Origin of the sequence: Streptomyces sp. NPDC057424, assembly GCF_042803315.1 — a bacterium.
Lineage (GTDB): Bacteria > Actinomycetota > Actinomycetes > Streptomycetales > Streptomycetaceae > Streptomyces.
The window spans coordinates 85,342-103,232 of record NZ_JBHVCP010000016.1 but is presented as its reverse complement, the minus strand read 5'-3'; the positions used below and the strand labels follow the sequence as shown (position 1 = coordinate 103,232).

At 71.5% G+C, this 17,891-nt stretch carries 19 protein-coding genes; 10 read left to right on the top strand and 9 right to left on the bottom strand.

The genetic code is table 11. From position 1 onward, the window contains the following. The 4 genes from ACFU3E_RS15995 to ACFU3E_RS15980 all read left to right on the top strand — a co-directional run bounded on the left by ACFU3E_RS15995 (nucleotide 1) and on the right by ACFU3E_RS15980 (nucleotide 3,845). Nucleotides 1-483, top strand: coding sequence for a succinate dehydrogenase hydrophobic membrane anchor subunit (locus tag ACFU3E_RS15995; protein ID WP_107455798.1), 483 nt, complete (start codon nucleotides 1-3; stop codon nucleotides 481-483). A gap of 19 nt (nucleotides 484-502) precedes the next feature. Continuing rightward, a complete protein-coding gene (gene sdhA / locus ACFU3E_RS15990; RefSeq protein ID WP_384157419.1) occupies nucleotides 503-2,257 on the top strand; it encodes a succinate dehydrogenase flavoprotein subunit in 1,755 nt (584 codons plus the stop codon). After that, nucleotides 2,257-3,036: a succinate dehydrogenase iron-sulfur subunit gene (locus ACFU3E_RS15985; protein WP_384157416.1), complete on the top strand. Its 780-nt coding sequence runs from the start codon at nucleotides 2,257-2,259 to the stop codon at nucleotides 3,034-3,036. Before sdhA ends, ACFU3E_RS15985 begins: the two co-directional genes overlap by 1 nt. Nucleotides 3,037-3,188: 152 nt before the next feature. Further along, entirely contained in the window at nucleotides 3,189-3,845 is a 657-nt protein-coding gene (locus ACFU3E_RS15980; protein WP_384157413.1) for a Uma2 family endonuclease, read from the top strand. A gap of 221 nt (nucleotides 3,846-4,066) precedes the next feature. Here the strand turns inward: ACFU3E_RS15980 and ACFU3E_RS15975 are convergent, their stop codons facing one another. Together ACFU3E_RS15975 and ACFU3E_RS15970 are read right to left on the bottom strand one after the other, a co-directional pair. Continuing rightward, the gene (locus ACFU3E_RS15975; RefSeq protein ID WP_384157410.1) at nucleotides 4,067-6,556 is read right to left on the bottom strand and encodes a DUF4132 domain-containing protein; all 2,490 of its coding nucleotides are present in this window, start codon (nucleotides 6,554-6,556) and stop codon (nucleotides 4,067-4,069) included. After that, nucleotides 6,556-6,948, bottom strand: coding sequence for a hypothetical protein (locus ACFU3E_RS15970; protein ID WP_384157407.1), 393 nt, complete (start codon nucleotides 6,946-6,948; stop codon nucleotides 6,556-6,558). The genes ACFU3E_RS15975 and ACFU3E_RS15970 overlap by 1 nt, the downstream gene beginning before the upstream one ends. A gap of 119 nt (nucleotides 6,949-7,067) precedes the next feature. On the opposite strand from ACFU3E_RS15970, the gene ACFU3E_RS15965 reads away from it, so the two are divergent. The 3 genes from ACFU3E_RS15965 to ACFU3E_RS15955 are packed head-to-tail and all read left to right on the top strand — an operon-like array spanning nucleotide 7,068 to nucleotide 8,758. Continuing rightward, nucleotides 7,068-7,475: a hypothetical protein gene (locus ACFU3E_RS15965; RefSeq protein ID WP_384157405.1), complete on the top strand. Its 408-nt coding sequence runs from the start codon at nucleotides 7,068-7,070 to the stop codon at nucleotides 7,473-7,475. A 12-nt stretch (nucleotides 7,476-7,487) separates the two neighbouring features. Further along, a complete protein-coding gene (locus ACFU3E_RS15960; protein ID WP_384157402.1) occupies nucleotides 7,488-7,982 on the top strand; it encodes a thiol-disulfide oxidoreductase DCC family protein in 495 nt (164 codons plus the stop codon). A 32-nt stretch (nucleotides 7,983-8,014) separates the two neighbouring features. Then, nucleotides 8,015-8,758 (top strand): TetR/AcrR family transcriptional regulator, encoded by a 744-nt coding sequence (locus tag ACFU3E_RS15955; protein WP_384157399.1) that lies wholly within the window; start codon nucleotides 8,015-8,017, stop codon nucleotides 8,756-8,758. A gap of 56 nt (nucleotides 8,759-8,814) precedes the next feature. Here ACFU3E_RS15955 and ACFU3E_RS15950 read toward each other — a convergent pair whose 3' ends face one another. Beyond that, nucleotides 8,815-10,458, bottom strand: a complete 1,644-nt coding sequence (locus ACFU3E_RS15950; RefSeq protein ID WP_384157396.1) for a metallophosphoesterase — start codon at nucleotides 10,456-10,458, stop codon at nucleotides 8,815-8,817. Between the two features lie 22 nt (nucleotides 10,459-10,480). Further along, nucleotides 10,481-10,720: an SCO4848 family membrane protein gene (locus tag ACFU3E_RS15945; protein ID WP_190902210.1), complete on the bottom strand. Its 240-nt coding sequence runs from the start codon at nucleotides 10,718-10,720 to the stop codon at nucleotides 10,481-10,483. A 91-nt stretch (nucleotides 10,721-10,811) separates the two neighbouring features. Here ACFU3E_RS15945 and ACFU3E_RS15940 point away from each other — a divergent pair, with 91 nt between their 5' ends. Beyond that, a complete protein-coding gene (locus ACFU3E_RS15940) occupies nucleotides 10,812-12,116 on the top strand; it encodes a D-alanyl-D-alanine carboxypeptidase family protein (RefSeq protein WP_384157392.1) in 1,305 nt (434 codons plus the stop codon). Here ACFU3E_RS15940 and ACFU3E_RS15935 read toward each other — a convergent pair. The 4 genes from ACFU3E_RS15935 to ACFU3E_RS15920 are packed head-to-tail and all read right to left on the bottom strand — an operon-like array spanning nucleotide 12,064 to nucleotide 14,876. After that, on the bottom strand, nucleotides 12,064-12,981 hold the full coding sequence (locus ACFU3E_RS15935; protein ID WP_384157389.1) for a YihY/virulence factor BrkB family protein: 918 nt from the start codon (nucleotides 12,979-12,981) through the stop codon (nucleotides 12,064-12,066). The two genes, ACFU3E_RS15940 and ACFU3E_RS15935, sit on opposite strands and share 53 nt — an antisense overlap. Then, nucleotides 12,969-13,421, bottom strand: coding sequence for a GtrA family protein (locus ACFU3E_RS15930; protein WP_384157386.1), 453 nt, complete (start codon nucleotides 13,419-13,421; stop codon nucleotides 12,969-12,971). Before ACFU3E_RS15930 ends, ACFU3E_RS15935 begins: the two co-directional genes overlap by 13 nt. Further along, entirely contained in the window at nucleotides 13,418-14,362 is a 945-nt protein-coding gene (locus ACFU3E_RS15925; RefSeq protein ID WP_384157383.1) for a decaprenyl-phosphate phosphoribosyltransferase, read from the bottom strand. Before ACFU3E_RS15925 ends, ACFU3E_RS15930 begins: the two co-directional genes overlap by 4 nt. Continuing rightward, nucleotides 14,355-14,876: a phosphatase PAP2 family protein gene (locus tag ACFU3E_RS15920; protein ID WP_384157380.1), complete on the bottom strand. Its 522-nt coding sequence runs from the start codon at nucleotides 14,874-14,876 to the stop codon at nucleotides 14,355-14,357. Before ACFU3E_RS15920 ends, ACFU3E_RS15925 begins: the two co-directional genes overlap by 8 nt. A 133-nt stretch (nucleotides 14,877-15,009) precedes the next feature. Between ACFU3E_RS15920 and ACFU3E_RS15915 the strand changes: the two genes are divergently transcribed. Both ACFU3E_RS15915 and ACFU3E_RS15910 read left to right on the top strand, forming a co-directional pair. Next, nucleotides 15,010-16,392 carry an FAD-binding protein gene (locus ACFU3E_RS15915; RefSeq protein ID WP_384157377.1) on the top strand — a complete coding sequence of 461 codons (1,383 nt, stop codon included), beginning with the start codon at nucleotides 15,010-15,012 and terminating at the stop codon, nucleotides 16,390-16,392. A gap of 22 nt (nucleotides 16,393-16,414) precedes the next feature. After that, a complete protein-coding gene (locus ACFU3E_RS15910; protein ID WP_384157373.1) occupies nucleotides 16,415-17,170 on the top strand; it encodes a decaprenylphospho-beta-D-erythro-pentofuranosid-2-ulose 2-reductase in 756 nt (251 codons plus the stop codon). A gap of 12 nt (nucleotides 17,171-17,182) precedes the next feature. Here ACFU3E_RS15910 and ACFU3E_RS15905 read toward each other — a convergent pair whose 3' ends face one another. Then, on the bottom strand, nucleotides 17,183-17,761 hold the full coding sequence (locus ACFU3E_RS15905; RefSeq protein WP_384157371.1) for a 2'-5' RNA ligase family protein: 579 nt from the start codon (nucleotides 17,759-17,761) through the stop codon (nucleotides 17,183-17,185). Nucleotides 17,762-17,891: the final 130 nt, after the last annotated feature.

The window sequence follows — 17,891 nt, the reverse complement described above, 5'->3', positions numbered from 1 at the left end:
ATGTCCACGTCTGAGAAGACCGCCGCCGGCGTCGGCCCCGTCGAGGGCGGCGCCGTCTACACCGTCGACAACCCGGCGCCCTTCATCGAGGCCCCGCGCCAGCGCACCAAGAAGACCCCGAAGACCACCCGGGGCAACTTCGAGCTGGCGGCCTGGCTGTTCATGCGCCTGTCCGGCGTGGTGCTGGTCGTGCTGGTCCTCGGCCACCTGCTGATCCAGCTCGTGCTGGACGGCGGCGTCTCCAAGATCGGCTTCGCCTTCGTGGCGGGCCGCTGGGCGTCCCCGTTCTGGCAGGTCTGGGACCTGCTGATGCTGTGGCTCGCCATGCTGCACGGCGCCAACGGCCTGCGCACGGTCATCAACGACTACGCGGAGCGCGCGAACACCCGGCTGTGGCTCAAGGGCCTGCTCTACACCGCCACGGTGTTCACCATCCTGCTGGGCACGCTGGTGATCTTCACCTTCGACCCGAACATCCGCTAGGCACGGGGTTGCGAGAATCATGAAGATCCACAAGTACGACACCGTCATCGTCGGCGCCGGTGGCGCGGGCATGCGCGCGGCCATCGAGTCCACGAAGCGCAGCCGCACCGCCGTGCTGACCAAGCTCTACCCGACCCGCTCCCACACGGGCGCCGCGCAGGGCGGCATGGCCGCCGCGCTCGCCAACGTGGAGGAGGACAACTGGGAGTGGCACACCTTCGACACGGTCAAGGGCGGTGACTACCTGGTCGACCAGGACGCCGCCGAGATCCTGGCGAAGGAGGCCATCGACTCGGTCCTCGACCTGGAGAAGATGGGCCTGCCGTTCAACCGCACCCCGAACGGCACGATCGACCAGCGCCGCTTCGGCGGTCACTCGCGCAACCACGGCGAGGCCCCGGTCCGCCGCTCCTGCTACGCGGCCGACCGCACCGGCCACATGATCCTCCAGACGCTGTACCAGAACTGCGTCAAGGAGGGCGTGGAGTTCTACAACGAGTTCTACGTCCTGGACCAGCTGATCACCGAGGTCGACGGCGTCAAGAGGTCGGCCGGTGTCGTGGCGTACGAGCTGGCGACCGGTGAGATCCACGTCTTCCAGGCGAAGTCCGTGGTCTACGCGTCCGGCGGCTGCGGCAAGTTCTTCAAGGTGACGTCCAACGCGCACACGCTGACCGGCGACGGCCAGGCGGCGGTCTACCGCCGCGGCCTGCCGCTGGAGGACATGGAGTTCTTCCAGTTCCACCCGACCGGCATCTGGCGCATGGGCATCCTGCTGACGGAGGGCGCCCGCGGTGAGGGCGGCATCCTCCGCAACAAGGACGGCGAGCGCTTCATGGAGAAGTACGCGCCGGTCATGAAGGACCTGGCGTCGCGTGACGTCGTGTCCCGCTCCATCTACACGGAGATCCGTGAGGGCCGCGGCTGCGGTCCCGAGGGCGACCACGTCTACCTCGACCTCACCCACCTCCCGCCGGAGCAGCTGGACGCGAAGCTCCCGGACATCACGGAGTTCGCCCGCACGTACCTCGGTATCGAGCCCTACACGGACCCGATCCCGATCCAGCCGACCGCGCACTACGCCATGGGCGGCATCCCGACCAACGTCGAGGGTGAGGTCCTGGCGGACAACACCACGGTCGTCCCGGGCCTGTACGCGGCCGGCGAGGTCGCCTGCGTCTCCGTGCACGGCGCCAACCGTCTCGGCACGAACTCGCTGCTGGACATCAACGTCTTCGGCAAGCGCGCCGGTATCGCCGCCGCGGAGTACGCGCAGAAGGCGGAGTTCGTCGAGCTGCCGGAGAACCCGGCGGAGCTCGTGCTCGAGCAGGTGGAGCGGCTGCGCGACGCCACCGGCAACGAGCGCGTGGCGGAGCTGCGGCGTGAGCTGCAGGACACCATGGACGCCAACGTCATGGTGTTCCGCACCGAGCAGACGATCAAGACGGCGGTCGAGAAGATCGCGGAGCTGCGCGAGCGCTACAAGAACGTCTCGATCCAGGACAAGGGCAAGCGGTTCAACACGGACCTGCTGGAGGCCGTCGAACTGGGCAACCTGCTCGACCTCGCCGAGGTCATGGCGGTCTCCGCGCTCGCCCGCAAGGAGTCCCGCGGCGGTCACTACCGCGAGGACTACCCGAACCGCGACGACGTCAACTTCATGCGGCACACCATGGCGTACCGCGAGGTCGGCGCCGACGGCTCCGAAACCGTCCGTCTCGACTACAAGCCGGTCGTCCAGACCCGCTACCAGCCGATGGAGCGTAAGTACTGATGGCTACCCCTGTTCTGGACAAGGAAGACGCGGCCGGCAAGCCCGAGCCCGGTTTCGCCGACTCCCCCTACATCACGGTCACCTTCCGCATCCGCCGGTTCAACCCGGAGGTCGCTGCGGACGCCACCTGGGAGGACTTCCAGGTCGAGATCGACCCGAAGGAGCGCGTCCTCGACGCCCTCCACAAGATCAAGTGGGACCTGGACGGCACGCTGACGTTCCGCCGTTCCTGCGCGCACGGCATCTGCGGCTCGGACGCCATGCGGATCAACGGCAAGAACCGTCTGGCCTGCAAGACACTGATCAAGGACATCAACCCCGAGAAGCCGATCACGGTCGAGGCCATAAAGGGCCTCACGGTCCTGAAGGACCTCGTGGTCGACATGGAGCCGTTCTTCCAGGCGTACCGGGACGTCATGCCCTTCCTCGTCACGAAGGACACGAACGAGCCGACGCGTGAGCGTTTCCAGACGGCCGAGGATCGCGAGCGCTTCGACGACACGACGAAGTGCATCCTCTGCGCGGCCTGCACCACGTCGTGCCCGGTCTTCTGGAACGACGGCCAGTACTTCGGCCCGGCCGCCATCGTCAACGCGCACCGCTTCATCTTCGACTCGCGTGACGAGGCCGGCGAGCAGCGCCTGGAGATCCTCAACGACCGCGACGGCGTCTGGCGCTGCCGCACGACCTTCAACTGCACGGACGCCTGCCCGCGCGGTATCGAGGTCACGAAGGCGATCGCAGAGGTGAAGCGGGCGCTGATCACGCGCCGCTACTGAGATCGACCGCTTGCTCATGAGGGCCCTGTTTCCGCTGGAGACGGGGCCCTCTGGCATATGCCACACCTTCGGGTGAGCGCAGCGGAACGGGCCGCACGGACGTCGTCCTGCCTACGATGATGCTCTCGACACCAGCCCCCAGGAGGCACCTGATGTCCGCAGCTTCCGTCGAGCAGCCCTTCCACGACGAAGAGCCGGTCACCCTGACGACCATCGCCGACGAGATCATGGAGCGCCATCCGGGCTACCGCGTCGAGATCATCGGAGGCCATCTCCTCGTGACCCCGTCCCCTGACGGCGCCCATGCTCGCGCGCTGACCAAGCTCATGCGTCCCTTCATGGCAGCCGATCTGGATGGAGGCGAAACCGAGGTCCTTCAGGGCGTCGGCCTTTGGCTGCCCATGGAGCCGGAGGACTATGCCATCCCCGACCTCGCGGTCGTGGACGCCGACTTCGAGGATCACCGCGTCGAGAACAACGCCTACGACCCGGTCTGCTTCCGCCTCGTATTGGAGGTCACCTCCACGAACTGGAAGAACGACCTGAAGACGAAGGTCGCCGCCTACGCCGAGGCGAAGGTCCCGGTCTACGTCGTCGTGGACCGCAAGCACCAACGCCTCCACGTCCTGACGGCCCCGGTCGGAAGCACCTACGAGAACCACCGTCCGCATGCCCCGGGCGAGCTCGTCACTCTGCCGGACTCCATCGGTGCGAAGGTGACCCTCGACGTGGCGGAAATCCTCAAGGCCGGCCAGCCGAAAACAAGCGACTCCGCATCGCCCTCCTCACCGAATCCATCCACTCTCTGAAGAAGCACAAGGAGCGCGAGACCACAGGGCCGGACTGGAGAGTCAGCGGCCTCGTCCTCACCAGGCCGACTGGCCACCCACTCGACCGGGCCGGACTCCGGCGCATCCGCTTCCGCAAAGCAAGACCGCTCTGAGCGGCTCCGGTACGGAGATCATCGCCCGGGCGGACTACTGGAAGACCCGTATCGGCATCGGGTGACGTCGTGGGGCCCCGGCCCCTCTCACAACTGGCTCAGGATCGAAGGGTCCGTGATCTTCGTGTCCTGCGCCAGCATCATCGCCTTGCTCAGGATGACCGCCAGCATGCGGTCACCCTCGAAGGGGAGGTAGCCCGTCCCGGGGGCCGTCGGGTCGGACTTCGGGACGATGCAGAGGTACTGGTCGTTCGGGGTCATGAGGATGTTGCCCGAGCCCAGGTGGATCTTGTAGGTGTGGCGGTCGCCGCGGACGTGGAGGAAGCGGCCCTCCAGGGTGCAGCGGTCGGCGATGGCCAGGCGGGGTATCAGGCGGTCGAGCAGCGTGCGGCGGGTCTCGGCGCTCGCGTTCAGCTCGCCGAAGCCGTACGACGTCCAGTACTCGCGGAAGCGGCCGCCGGGGCCGCCGTCCTGCCAGGTCGGGTCGTTGCCGACGCTGGCCACGCCGACGAACAGGTCGACGTCGCGCAGGACTTCGGAGAGGACCAGGGGTGGGATGTCCTCCAGGGGGATCGGGGCGACGGGGTCCCGGCCGTCGCGGAGCCACATGGCGTACTCGCCGCCGTAGCAGTGCGCCGAGTTCTCCGGGGCGTCGATCGGGTAGAAGCGGACCTGGTCGGTGCGCAGGCGCAGATAGCTGCCGGAGTCGGTGGTGTCGACGCCGTACTCCTCGCCCTCGCCCTCGATCCAGTACTCGGCGCGCAGACCCCACTGGGGCAGCTCGCGGGTGGCGGGCGGGGCCGAGTCGTCGACGCACAGGCGCAGCTTGTTGCGCCAGCCGCGGATCGCGGCCAGGGAGTTGAACTGGTGCTGGCGCAGGATGTGCGCCGCGAAGCGGTTGGAGTAGCTGCCGGTGGCACGCTCGGCGTCCGTGAGCAGGTAGATCTCGCGGTGGGCCTGTTTGAACGGCTGGGTGATGCCGTGCCGCTCCAGCCGGTCGCGCCAGGCGACGATCTCGGAGGGCTCGCGGCCGGCCGGGTGCCACAGCTCGACCCGGCTGCCCTCCGTGAGCGGTTCGTCGGCGAGTGTGCGCAGGTCGCCGTCCACCCAGCCGGCCGTCCTGCCGTCGATCGTCCACAGCAGGCGGCGGGCCAGCGTGCCGACGAGCGGGTGGTCGAGGTAGCGCTCGCGCCAGACGGCGTACGGCCAGGTGCGGCGGGCCAGGAACTGGCGGTCCAGGCGCTCGCTCTGCGCCGAGAGCATCTTGTCGATGTCCTTGACCGCGGTCTTGAGTTCCTTCAGTTCGTCGGGGTGGTCGCGCTTCACCGCGGCAGGCACGGTCTTGACGGGCCTGCCCGCGGCGTTGCGCCAGCCCAGCACGGCCCGGGTGCCGTGGATCTCCAACAGGGCCGTCGCCTCGCCGAGGTGGTGCGTCGCCCGGCCGACCTCCGTCAGGCCGTACGCCGGGACAGCCAGTTCCTCGATCTCCTCGCGGCCGAGGCCGAGCGCGGTGGCACGGGCCTCCAGGGCCGTGTCGAGGAGCTTGGCCGTGTTCTTGTACGTCACGCGCGTGGCCAGCCGGGCGAGTTCGGCGAGGGCCGCCTCGGAGTCGATGCGGGCCAGCGCGACGACACCCGCGTTGGCGACCTTCGGGTTGCGGGGGCCGATGCCCGCGACCTTCCTCAGTGAGGTCTCGACCAGGGCGCCCAGGGCCCGGGCGGTGCCGGGGTGGGGCGGCAGCAGGGAGAGGAGCCAGGCCACGCCGCGCAGGGCCGTCGCGTTGTACGGGTCGTAGGCGTTGTTGATGTCCGGCTCCCACGTCTGGCGTTCCAGGGGGAGCGTGCGGGGGCGGCCCACGAGGGCGAGCCAGGACAGGACCGTTTCGCGGACGCGGTCGGTGCCGAGGGTGTCCAGCAGGGTGCGGGCCTGCTTGTCCCACTTGGCCGTGGGCTTGGAGGCCGTGGCCGTCGACGCGTGCGTGAGGAGGGCCTGCCACTCCGGGGTGGTCGCGTCACTCAGGGCCTGTTCGGCCCAGGCCTCGCCGACGTTGAGGACGGGGTCGGTGAGCTGCCGGGCCAGCCCGACGAGGTCGTCGGCGCGGTAGGCGTCCAGGGCCGCGCGGCGGACCACGGCCACGACGGGGGCCGGGAGAGGGCCTCCCGCAGCCAGCTCGGCCCGGCCCAGGACTTCGAAACGCGCCGCGTACCAGAAGGACTGCCGCCGGGCGAGGTCGTCCAGGGCCTTGCGGCGCTCGGCGGCCAGCGGATCGTCGGTGAGGCTCTCCGCGCCGCCGAGGCCCTCGGAGACCAGGGCGCACAGGGCGAGATGGCGGCAGCGGGCCTCCGTGTCGTCACCGGCCTGGTCGAAGCGGTCGGCCAGGGCGTGCAGCAGCTCGCGGCGGTCGTCGGCCGGCAGGGCCCGGAGCTGGTCCAGCACCTGCTCCCAGCATCCGCCCCAGCTGCCGCGGCTGGAGTCCATGATGCGCAGTGCCTCGTCGGCGACCCGGCCGGTGTCGCCTTCGGCGATCCTGTTGCGCAGCCGGTCCGTGTGCGACCGGGGGGTGCGGAAGGCAGTCATCAGCCACCGACCAGGGGGACGAGCTTCAGGAACGTGACCTCGGTGCCGAGCGTCAACTCGATCTCCTCGTCCGGGTCGGTGACCTGACGGTCCCCCACCAGCACCAGGAAGCCGTTCGCTGCGAAGGCCCGCTGGGCCAGGGCCGTCTGCGCCTCGGGGTCGATCCGGCGGGGCGTGCGCACCGCGTAGCCGTTCAGCACGCGCTCGGTGTCCTCGGGCTGTACGAGGCCCTGGAAGATCTCCGGCGTGCGGGCGTTGTACTCCGCGACCTCCTGGAACACCCGGCGCCGGATCAGTTCCCCTACGGTCAGCCGCTCTTCGGCGATCTCCAGCCCCCAGGCCGTCCGCCGCTCCCCCGCCGTCGTCTCGTCGACGAACGTCACGATTCCCATGCCGACGACAGTACGAGGCGCCACTGACAATCACCCCGGACCTTGTGTTGAACATGTTCAAAAGTATGTCTAGAGTCATCCCCGACAGCGTTTTGAACGTGTTCAAGAAGGGTGGGGCAATGGACCGCACGGTCATCGCCTACGTCATCTACCTGCTGGTCAGCATCGGCCTGACCGTCTGGGTGGCCCGCACGCTCAGCAAGAACGGGAGGATCTTCCTCGCCGACGTGCTGCACGGCAACGAGAAGCTCGCCGACGCCGTCAACCACCTCCTGGTGGTCGGCTTCTACCTCGTCAACCTCGGGTTCGTCGCTCTGTACCTGAGCGACGACGAGACCATCGCCGACGCGCGCGGCATCTTCGAGGCCCTGTCGACCAAGCTCGGCGTGGTGCTGCTGGTGCTCGGCGTGATGCACCTGAGCAACGTCTACGTGCTCAACCGGATCCGGCGCCGGGGCGCCATGGAGCGGGAGCAGGTGCCGCCGGTGCCGCCGCAGGGCTGGGCCACCCCGTCGGCGAGGGCCTGAGCGGAGGCCCGCGTGAACGCGATCGCACCGGTCCGCCGGCTCACCGTCCTGTACGACGCCGAGTGCTCCCTGTGCGCGTTCCTGCGCGACTGGCTCCTGCGGCAGCCCCAACTGGTGCCGCTGGAGCTGGTCCCGGCCGCCTCCGAGGAGGCCCGGCGGCGCTTCCCCGGCCTCGACCACGGCGCGACCCTCGACGAGATCACCGTCGTCGGGGACGCCGGGCAGGTCTACCGGGGCCCCGCCGCCTGGGTGGTCACCCTGTGGGCGCTGCGCGAGCACCGGCCGCTCGCCCACCGGCTGAGCACGCCGTCCGGTGCCCGGCTCGCCAAGGGGGCGGTGCTCGCCGCCGCCAAGTGGCGCGGTGCGCAGGGGCACCGGGGGCGGCGCGGCGGCGCGCAGTGGGACGGCCGGGTGTACCGGCGGGCGGACGGCTGGTCGTACGACCCCGCCGGCGGCTGGAGCTACACCCCACCGGGCTGCGCCGACGGCACCTGCGCCCCTCGGTAGCCGCACCGGTGCTGACGTTAGGCTCTCTTTCCGTGCCCGCGAAGAACGACGGCCCCGACGACGGCGCCCCCACCAAGTCCGAGCAGACCCGCGCCCTGATCCTGGAGACGGCCATGCGGCTGTTCCAGGAGCGCGGCTACGACAAGACGACGATGCGGGCCATCGCCACGGAGGCCGGGGTCTCCGTCGGCAACGCGTACTACTACTTCGCGGGCAAGGAGCACCTGATCCAGGGCTTCTACGACCGGATCGCCGCCGAGCACCAGGTGGCGGTCCGGGAGATCCTGGACCGGGAGAGCGACCTGGAGGCCCGCCTGGCGGGGGTGCTGCGGGCCTGGCTCGACATCGCGGCGCCGTACCACGAGTTCGCGGTGCAGTTCTTCAAGAACGCCGCCGACCCGGACAGCCCGCTCAGCCCCTTCTCCCCCGAGTCGGAGCACGCGCGCGAGGAGGCCATCAGCGTCCACCGGGAGGTGCTCGCCGGGGCCACGAAGACCAAGGTGCCCGAGGAACTGCGGGAGGTCCTGCCCGAGTTGATGTGGCTGTCGCAGATGGGGCTCGTCCTGTACTGGATCTTCGACCGCACCGAGGGGCGCGAGCGCAGCTACCGGCTGGCCGAGCGCGGCGCCCGGCTCACGGCGCGCGGCGTCGCCCTGGCCCGCTTCCGGGTGCTGCGGCCGCTCGTGCGTGACGTGCACGCGCTGTTCACCGAGTTCCTGCCGGGGATGACGAACGCCATCCCCGATCCGGCGGCCCGGCGGCGCACCGATCCCTGAGCCGCGACCGGGGCGGGCGGTCGCAGCACAGGTCGACGGGCCGAGGGTCCGCGCGGTCAGGCCTGCTTCGACGCGAGCTCGATCAGGGTGATGTCCGACGGTGCGCCCACGCGGGTGGGCGGGCCCCAGGCGCCGGCGCCGCGTGAGACGTAGAGCTGGGTGTCGCCGTAGCGCTCCAGGCCGGCGAGGGTGGGGTTCGCCCCGGCGGCGATGAGATTCCCGGGCCAGAGCTGGCCGCCGTGGGTGTGGCCGGAGAGCTGGAGGTCGACGCCGTGCTCGACGGCGTCGTGGATCAGGACGGGCTGGTGGGCGAGCAGTACGCACGCGCGTGCGGTGTCCCGGTCGCCGAGCGCCCTCGCGAAGTCGGGGCCCTGGCCCTCGTCCTCGCCCGCGAGGTCGTTGACGCCGGCCAGATCGAAGTACGGCATCTCCCTGCGTGCGTTCTCCAGAGGGTTCAGGCCCAGGCGGCGGACCTCCTCGACCCACTGCCCGGCGCCGGAGAAGTACTCGTGGTTGCCGGTGACGAAGTAGGACCCGTGCCGGGCCCTCAGCCGGGCGAGCGGTGCGGCCGCCGGGCCCAGGTCCTTCACGCTGCCGTCGACCAGGTCGCCGACGACCGCGATCAGATCGGGCTGGGTCGCGTTGATCGTGTCGACGACCTTCTGTGCGAAGCCGCGCCCCAGGACCGGGCCGAGGTGCACGTCGCTGACCACGGCGATCCGGTACCCATGCGCCGCCCGCGGCAGCTTGGCCAGCGGCACGGTGACCCGCTTGACCTTCGGCCCACGCAGCACGCCGTACGTCCCGTACCCCACGGTCCCGACGGCAGCGGCCGCGGCGGCCCCGGCGACGACCCGTGAGACGAAGAGACGCCGGGAGGGGCCGGTGGGTGCGGCGTCCGCCGTGGTGAGCCGCTGGGGTGCGCCCTCGGCGCCGGGTACGGGGCCGGCCTGCGGACCGGAGGCGGTCGCACCGCCGCGGTCGGGCCGGGAGGCGGCTGCGGATGCGGATGTGTGGGTCGCGCCGTGGCCCGGCTGCGGGCCTGCCGCCGCCGCGGAGGCGGACGCCCCAGCGGCGCTGCCCGCCTGCGCGGAGGCCTCGGGCGCGGAGGCCTCGGGCGCGGAGGGCGCGCCGCTGCGTTTCGCCTGCGGCGCGGCTGTCGTGGCCGAGGGCACACCGGCGCCGCGGTCCGGCCGGGAGGCGGCTGCGGGTGCCCTCGCGGGTGCGGGTGCGCCGGGCGCGCTCCCGCCCGGCTGCGGGCCTGCCGACGTCACGGAAGCCCCCTGCGGGCCGGGCTCGGGGGCCGGGGCCCGCGTCGGAACCGGGTCCCCGGTGGTCGTCGCCGGGCCGGGCCGGCGGGCCCGGTCCGTTCGTCTCGCCCGGTGTTCGAGGAAGCGGCGCAGCAACGGCCGGACGATCTCCCCGGCCAGGACCGCCAGCAGCAGGTACATGGACAGGGCCAGCCACAGGAAGCCCGGCCAGGCGAGGACCTGCTGGAGCCAGAACGGGGCGCCCGAGCGTTCGGCGACCAGGGCCGCGATCGCCAGGACCCAGCCGCCGGCGATCAGGACCGCACCCGCGCGGCGGGTGAGGCCCGGGCCGCGGGTCGTGTCGCGGAACAGGCGGCGCCACACGTACCAGTTGGCCGTCACGACGACGGCCAGGACCGCCACTACGACGAGTACGAAAACGATGACCACGGTGTCGTGTCTCCCGATCGCCCTATGACGTCCGGCGCAGTGCGCGCAGACCACGCAACCCGATGGCCCCGACGACCGTCCCCAATACGAAGGAAACGACGGCGAGCAGCAGGTGCACCCAGAAGTACGCCGTGGGATCACCGTCGTCGAACGCGAGCCCGCTGCTGTCCTTGACAAGGTTCTTGACGAAAGTGATCCAGATGACCCAGCTCCACACCCCGAAGGCGAGCAGGAACCAGGAGACGGGGCGGCTGAGCTTCATGAGACCAGTATCGCCAGAGCCTGTCCGGTTCCTTTCCCGGGGTGGGGCTGAGGGCGGGACTTCCCCTCGTACGGCATGTACGTTTCCGACCGTGCCCGCTCCGAATAAGACCATCAGGCGATCCCTGCTGGTCACCTCTGCCGTCCTGTCGTCCCTCGCCCTGGCCGCACCCGCCGCCGTCGCCGCCCCGAGCCCCTCGGGCAGCCCGTCGGCGAGCCCCTCGGCCACTCCCCCGGCGTCGATGTCGACCGTGGGCGGCACCCGTCTCGGGCAGCCGGGGACGCAGGTGAACCTGGCGAGCGGCGTGCCGGTGCTGCCGAAGGACGTGAGCGCCCGCTCCTGGATCGTGGCCGACGCCGAGTCGGGTGACGTGCTGGCCGCGCACAACGCGCACTGGCGCCTCGCCCCGGCGAGCACGCTGAAGATGCTGTTCGCGGACACGCTGCTGCCGAAGTTCCCGAGGGACACCAAGCACAAGGTCGTCCCCTCCGACCTGGCGGGCATCGGCCCGGGCTCCAGCATGGTCGGGATAAAGGAGGAGGAGACGTACACGGTCCACGACCTGTGGCTGGGCGTCTTCCTGCGCTCCGGCAACGACGCCGTGCACGTGCTGTCCGCCATGAACAAGGGCGTCGAGAACACCGTCAAGGACATGAACGAGCACGCCGAGGAGCTCCAGGCCCTCGACACGCACGTGGTCAGCCCGGACGGCTACGACGCCGAGGGGCAGGTCTCCTCCGCGTACGACCTCACGCTGATCGCCCGCTCGGGGCTGCAGAAGAAGGACTTCCGGGAGTACTGCTCGACGGTCACCGCGAAGTTCCCCGGCGAGACGAAGAAGGACAAGAAGGGCAAGACGGTCCGCAAGCCCTTCGAGATCCAGAACACCAACCGGCTGCTGGCCGGCGACTCGGACGTGCCCGTCTACCAGGGCATCGCGGGCGTCAAGAACGGCAACACCACCAACGCCGGCGCCACCTTCACCGGTGTCGCCGAGCGGAACGGCAAGGTGCTGCTCGTCACGGTGATGAAACCGGAGAAGGACGAGCACAACGAGGTCTACAAGGAGACGGCCCGGCTGTTCGACTGGGGCTTCAAGGCGGCCGGCAAGGTGCAGCCGGTGGGCGAGCTGGTGCCGCCCAGGGGCGCCGCGCCGGCCGGTGCCCAGCCCGGCGCGAACCCCTCCGGCGAGGCCGGCGGCTCCGGGGACGGCGGCGGCACGGCCGGGACCGGTGCGAAGCCGGTGGCCAGTGCCCCGGCCGCGGACGGCTCCAGCGGCATCGGGACCGCGCTCGGCATCACGGGCGGGGTGCTGGTGCTGCTCGCGGGCGGCGCGTTCCTGGTCAACCGCCGCTGGCCGCTGCCGGATCTGGTGCGTCGCCGGACTCGTCCGTGAGCTCAGGGACTTCGTCCTGCTTGCTCTGCGTCGCCGTCCAGGAGGCGCAGAACAGCACCAGCTTCGAGGTGAAGTTGATCCACAGCAGCAGTGCGACGGGCACGCCGAACGCGCCGTACATGCTCTTCGCTGCCACGCCCTGCAGATAGCCGCTGAGCAGCAGCTTCAGCAGTTCGAAGCCGACCGCGCCGGTCAGCGCCGCCACGAACAGGCGGTGGCGCGTGGGCTCGACGCCGGGCAGCAGGGTCAGGACGTAGAGCAGGAGCAGGAAGTCGGTGAGCACGGCGATCAGGAACGCCGCGACGTGCAGCAGGACGCCGCTCCAGCCGCCCTCGTCGATGCCCAGCTGCCGGGTGATCCAGCCGATCATCGCGGACGCGACGGTGGAAGCGGCGATGGTGACGAGGAGCGCGCCGCCGAGGCCGACCAGGACCCCCGCGTCCTTGGCGTAGCGCAGGGCCGGGTTCTCCTCGTCGTCGGGCAGCTCCCACACCGCCCGCAGGCACTCGCGCATCGAGCCGGCCCAGTTGATGCCGGTGAACAGCAGCAGGGCGCCCGCGATGAGGCCGATCGTGCCGGCGTTGTCCACCAGGCCGGCGATGTCCAGCTGGTCGGAGATGCCGGGCACCTGCTCGGCGATCTTGTCCTGCAGCGTGTCCTGCTGCTCGGTGCTGAGCGTGGCGGCGGCGATGGCGGCGGACACCGTCAGCAGCGGGAACAGCGCGACGAAACTCGTGAAGGTCATCGCGGCGGCCAGCCGCGTCCACTTCACGCGGTCCAGCCGCTCGTACGACCGCCACGCGTGCGTGATCATCAGCCGCTCCGCCCACGGCCCGATCACCGGGAGCTTTTTCAGCCAGTCCATGATCCGACTCTGCCCTCCGCCCGGAACACCCATGTACGGGTACCCCAGAACCGCAGGACTGTGGCCAGTGCCATACCGATGACCGCGCCGGAGACGGTGTCCGCGCGCTGCGAGGTGAGCCCGAGGCCGTAGTGGCTGACGGCCAGGCAGAGCAGCTGGACGGCGGCACCGGCGAGGTTCACCGCGAAGAACACGGCGTACGGACGCAGGCCCGGTGCGCGTGTGGTCCGGTAGGGGCCGAGGGCGTTGCCCGCGTAGGCGACCGTGCAGGCGGCCAGGAAGGACAGGGACTTGGCGGTGAGCGGGTCGAGTCCGGCGGGGCCGCGCAGGCCGGTGAACAGGGCGAGGTCGACGGTGTAGGCGAGGAGACCGACGGTGGCGAAGCCGATCAGCTCCCGGCGGCACGGGACGCCGGGGCTTCGCCACGCGCGGGGGGTCACCAATTCGCCACGGCCAGGCCGTACATCGCCACCCACGACACGCCGATGAGGGCGAGCGCGCGGTCGCGCAGGACGACGTCCTCGGGTTCGCCGGCCGTGCCGCGGTCGGCGAAGACGGCGTACCTGAGGATCGCCAGGATGAAGGCGACCATGGACAGTTGGCGCCAGGGCAGCACGCTGGTGTGCGGGACGCCGCCCTCCTCCATGGCCCACAGGCAGTAGCCGAGGACGGCGACACCGGCCGCGAGCTGCCAGACGAAACGGAGGTAGCCGGTGGTGTACTCGGTGAGCAACGCGCGGGTGGCACCCGCCTTTCCGGCCATCTGGACGGCCTCCGAGTAGCGCTTGGCCGACACCATGAACAGTGCGCCGAAGCCGGTGGTGATCAGGAACCAGCGCGACAGCGGGATGCCGAGGGCGAGTCCGCCGACCATGGCCCGCATCAGGAAGCCGGTCGTGACGACGGCGAGGTCGACGACGAGAATGTGCTTGAGGCTGATGCAGTAGGCCAGTTGCATGGCGAGGTAGGCGGTCAGGAGGGCGGCGACGGCGGGGCCGCACAGCCAGGCCGCCGCGGCGGGCGCGAGGACGCCGAGGCAGCCGCCGACGGCGTAGGCGACGGGCACGGGGACCTGCCCGGCGGCCACCGGGCGGTGCCGCTTGACGGGGTGGGCGCGGTCGGCGTCGGCGTCGCGGGCGTCGTTGACGAGGTAGACGGCGGCGGCGCAGGCGGTGAAGAGGACGAAGACGAGGGCGAGTCGGCTCAGCGCGTGCCGGGAGAAGAGCTCGCCGGCGGCGGCCGGGGCGGCGATCACGAGGATGTTCTTGACCCACTGCTTGGGGCGCGCGGTCCGGAGGAGACCGGCCGGGAGACCGCCCTTGCGGGGTGGCGCGGGCCGCTCCCGGTGGGTGCGCTGCCGCAGGACGGCCGTCTCAGTCATGGTGGGCGCCTCCCCTCATCCAGCGGGCGCCGAGCCGGGCCGTGAGAGCGCCGAGGGCCGCGCCGGCGGCTACGTCGGAGGGGTAGTGGACGCCGGCCACGAGGCGCGAGACGCACACGGCGGCGGCGAGCGGCGGCACCGCGTGTGCTCCCAGGGCGCCGAAGGCGACTGCGGCGGCCGCGGCGGAGGTGGCGTGCGAGCTGGGGAAGGAGTGCCGGCCGGCGGTGCGCACCAGGGGCACGACGTGCGCGGGACGCGGCCTGCGCACGACCCGTTTCACTCCCATGCTGACGAGGTGTGCCCCGGCGGTGAGGGCCGTGCCGCGCAGCCAGGCACCGCGTCGCCTGCCGTCGACGGCGGCTCCGGCGAGCCCCGCCGCCAGCCACAGCGCCGCGTGCTCCCCCGCCCAGGACAGGGCACGCGCGGCACCGGCCACGCGCGGGTCCGTGCCGCACTTGCTGAGCGCCGAAACGATCCGGTGGTCCATGTCGTGCAGGTCGTCGAGGTCGTCCATGTGGACTCACTGTTCACGCCCACCAGGCCTGAACTCCGGCAATATTGGGCGACATCCCATTAATCACCCATTTCGGGGAGAGATGCCATGTTCTCGAACTGATCGCTCACATCAGGGCGATACGGTCGCGGACATGTCTGCCGACACCGATTCCGACCCGGACGTCATGGGCCTGGACCACACCACCGTCACGGGCTGGGGCCGCACCGCCCCCACCGCCGCCCGGCTGATCCGCCCACGGACGTACGAGGAGGCCGCGGCAGCCGTCCGGGACTGCGGGGCCCGTGGCGGCATCCCCCGGGGCCTGGGACGGGCGTACGGGGACGCGGCGCAGAACGCGGGCGGGTCCGTGCTCGACATGACGGCCCTGGACCGCGTGCACGCGATCGACGCCGACGGCGGGACCGTGCTGTGCGACGCGGGCGTCTCCCTGCACCGGCTGATGGAGGTGCTGCTGCCGCTCGGCTGGTTCGTGCCGGTCACCCCCGGCACGCGCTACGTCACCGTCGGCGGGGCGATCGGCGCCGACATCCACGGCAAGAACCACCACGTCTCGGGCTCCTTCGCCCGGCACGTGCTCGCCCTCGAACTGCTCACCGCGGACGGCGAGATCCGCACGGTGATCCCCGGCACGCCGCTCTTCGACGCCACCGCGGGTGGCATGGGCCTCACCGGGGTGATCCTCACCGCGACGATCCGGCTCCAGCCGGTCGAGACCTCCCTGATGTCGGTCGACACCGAGCGGGCGACGGACCTCGACGACCTGATGGCCCGGCTGGCGGCCACCGACCACCGCTACCGCTACTCGGTCGCCTGGATCGACCTGCTGGCCCGGGGCGCCGCCACCGGCCGCGCGGTCCTCACCCGCGGCGACCACGCCCCGCTGGACGCGCTCCCCGCCCGCCTGCGCCGGGACCCGCTCGCCTTCCGCACCCCCCGCCTCCCGGCCACCCCCGCGATCCTCCCCGAGGGCCTGCTCAGCCGGACGAGCGTGAGCCTCTTCAACGAGCTCTGGTACCGCAAGGCCCCCCACGCGCGGACCGGCCGACTCCAGCGCATCTCCGGCTTCTTCCACCCCCTGGACGGGGTCCCCCACTGGAACCGCGTCTACGGCCGGGGCGGCTTCGTGCAGTACCAGTTCGTCGTCGGCCACGGCCGGGAGGACGCCCTGCGCCGCATCGTGCGCCGCATCTCCGAACGCCGCTGCCCGTCCTTCCTCGCCGTCCTCAAGCGCTTCGGGGAGTCCGACCCGGGCTGGCTGTCCTTCCCCGTGCCGGGCTGGACGCTGGCGCTGGACATCCCGGCGGGTCTGCCCGGCCTCGGGGCGTTCCTCGACGAACTCGACGAGGAGGTCGCCGCCGCGGAAGGGCGCGTCTACCTCGCCAAGGACGCCCGGCTGCGTCCTGAGCTCCTCGCGGCCATGTACCCGCGCCTCGACGACTTCCGCGAGCTGCGCGCCGAGCTGGACCCGCGCGGGGTGTTCGTGTCCGACCTGGCCCGCCGCCTCAGTCTCTGAGCAACCTCTAGGAGCTGCTGTCATGAAGGACGCCTTCGGCCTCCCCCAGTCCCTGCTCGTCCTCGGCGGTACGTCCGAGATCGCGCTGGCCACCGCCCGCCGGCTCATCGCCCGCCGCACCCGCACGGTGTGGCTCGCCGGCCGCCCCTCCCCCGCCCTGGAGGCAGCCGCCGGGCAGCTGCGCGGCCTCGGGGCCGACGTGCACACCGTCGCCTTCGACGCGCTCGACCCGGCCTCCCACGAGGCCGTGCTCGGCAAGGTCTTCGCCGAGGGCGACGTCGACATGGTGCTGCTCGCCTTCGGGCTCCTCGGCGACCAGGCCCGCGACGAGCGGGAGCCGGAGGCGGCGGTGCGGGTCGCGCAGACCAACTACACCGGCGCGGTCTCGGCAGGTCTGGTGTGCGCCCGCTCGCTCCAGTCCCAGGGGCACGGCTCGCTCGTCGTGATGTCCTCCGTTGCGGGCGAGCGGGCCCGCCGGGCGAACTTCATCTACGGCTCCAGCAAGGCCGGCCTCGACGCCTTCGCGCAGGGCCTGGGCGACGCGCTGCACGGCACGGGCGTGCACGTCATGGTCGTACGCCCCGGCTTCGTCCGGACGCGGATGACCGCCGGTCTGCCCGAGGCGCCGCTGGCGACCACGCCCGAGGCGGTCGCGTCGGCCGTGGAACTGGGGCTGCGGCGCCGCTCGGAGACGGTGTGGGTGCCCGGGACGCTGCGCGTGGTGATGGCGGCGCTGCGGCACCTGCCGCGCGGGGTGTTCCGGCGGCTGCCGGTCTGATCCGGCGGCGGATCAGCGCAGGGGGACCGAGCCGCGCTCCACATGCCCGCCCTGCGGTGGGACCACCGAGCCGCCGAAGGGGAACTCGCGGAGCTTGCGCCAGACGCCGTCGGCGCCCTGCTCGTAGAGGGCGAAGCCGGTGCAGGGCCACTCGGCCTCGTAGCCGGCGAGTTCCTCGAAGGCGCGGTCCATGGCCGCCTCGTCGATGCCGTGCGCCACGGTGACGTGCGGGTGGTAGGGGAACTGCAGCTCGCGCGCGGCAGGCCCGGCGGGGTCGCGGACCTGCTGCTGGAGCTGTGTGCAGGCCTCAGCGCCCGCGACGACCCGGACGAACACCACCGGCGACACGGGCCGGAAGGTGCCGGTGCCGGACAGCCGCATGGGGAACGCGCGGCCGGACGCGGCGACCTCGGCCAGATGCGCCTCGACGGCCGGCAGGGCGGCCTCGTCCACCTCCGTCGGCGGCAGCAGGGTGACGTGCGTGGGGATGCCGTGCGCCGAGGCGTCGCCGAAGCCCGCGCGCAGCTGCTGGAGCTCGCTGCCGTGAGGCTCCGGGACCGCGATCGAGACACCGATCGTTACGGTCCCCACGTCATCTCCTGTCGTGTCAGTGTGGCCGCTGATACGACCACCCGGATATCGACTGTACGGCCACGACCGGGTTACGGGCAGGCGCAACCGAAGTGATGTACAGCGCTGTTCGGTGGTATGGCTGTGCGCG

Coding starts and splice junctions, on each gene's coding strand:
- ACFU3E_RS15935 (WP_384157389.1), bottom strand. CDS start 12,981: ATGGACTGGCTGAAAAAGCTCCCGGTGATCGGGCCGTGGGCGGAGCGG.
- ACFU3E_RS15965 (WP_384157405.1), top strand. CDS start 7,068: ATGGACCGCACGGTCATCGCCTACGTCATCTACCTGCTGGTCAGCATC.
- sdhA (WP_384157419.1), top strand. CDS start 503: ATGAAGATCCACAAGTACGACACCGTCATCGTCGGCGCCGGTGGCGCG.
- ACFU3E_RS15915 (WP_384157377.1), top strand. CDS start 15,010: ATGTCTGCCGACACCGATTCCGACCCGGACGTCATGGGCCTGGACCAC.
- ACFU3E_RS15920 (WP_384157380.1), bottom strand. CDS start 14,876: ATGGACGACCTCGACGACCTGCACGACATGGACCACCGGATCGTTTCG.
- ACFU3E_RS15995 (WP_107455798.1), top strand. CDS start 1: ATGTCCACGTCTGAGAAGACCGCCGCCGGCGTCGGCCCCGTCGAGGGC.
- ACFU3E_RS15975 (WP_384157410.1), bottom strand. CDS start 6,556: ATGACTGCCTTCCGCACCCCCCGGTCGCACACGGACCGGCTGCGCAAC.
- ACFU3E_RS15925 (WP_384157383.1), bottom strand. CDS start 14,362: ATGACTGAGACGGCCGTCCTGCGGCAGCGCACCCACCGGGAGCGGCCC.
- ACFU3E_RS15980 (WP_384157413.1), top strand. CDS start 3,189: ATGTCCGCAGCTTCCGTCGAGCAGCCCTTCCACGACGAAGAGCCGGTC.
- ACFU3E_RS15910 (WP_384157373.1), top strand. CDS start 16,415: ATGAAGGACGCCTTCGGCCTCCCCCAGTCCCTGCTCGTCCTCGGCGGT.
- ACFU3E_RS15985 (WP_384157416.1), top strand. CDS start 2,257: ATGGCTACCCCTGTTCTGGACAAGGAAGACGCGGCCGGCAAGCCCGAG.
- ACFU3E_RS15970 (WP_384157407.1), bottom strand. CDS start 6,948: ATGGGAATCGTGACGTTCGTCGACGAGACGACGGCGGGGGAGCGGCGG.
- ACFU3E_RS15945 (WP_190902210.1), bottom strand. CDS start 10,720: ATGAAGCTCAGCCGCCCCGTCTCCTGGTTCCTGCTCGCCTTCGGGGTG.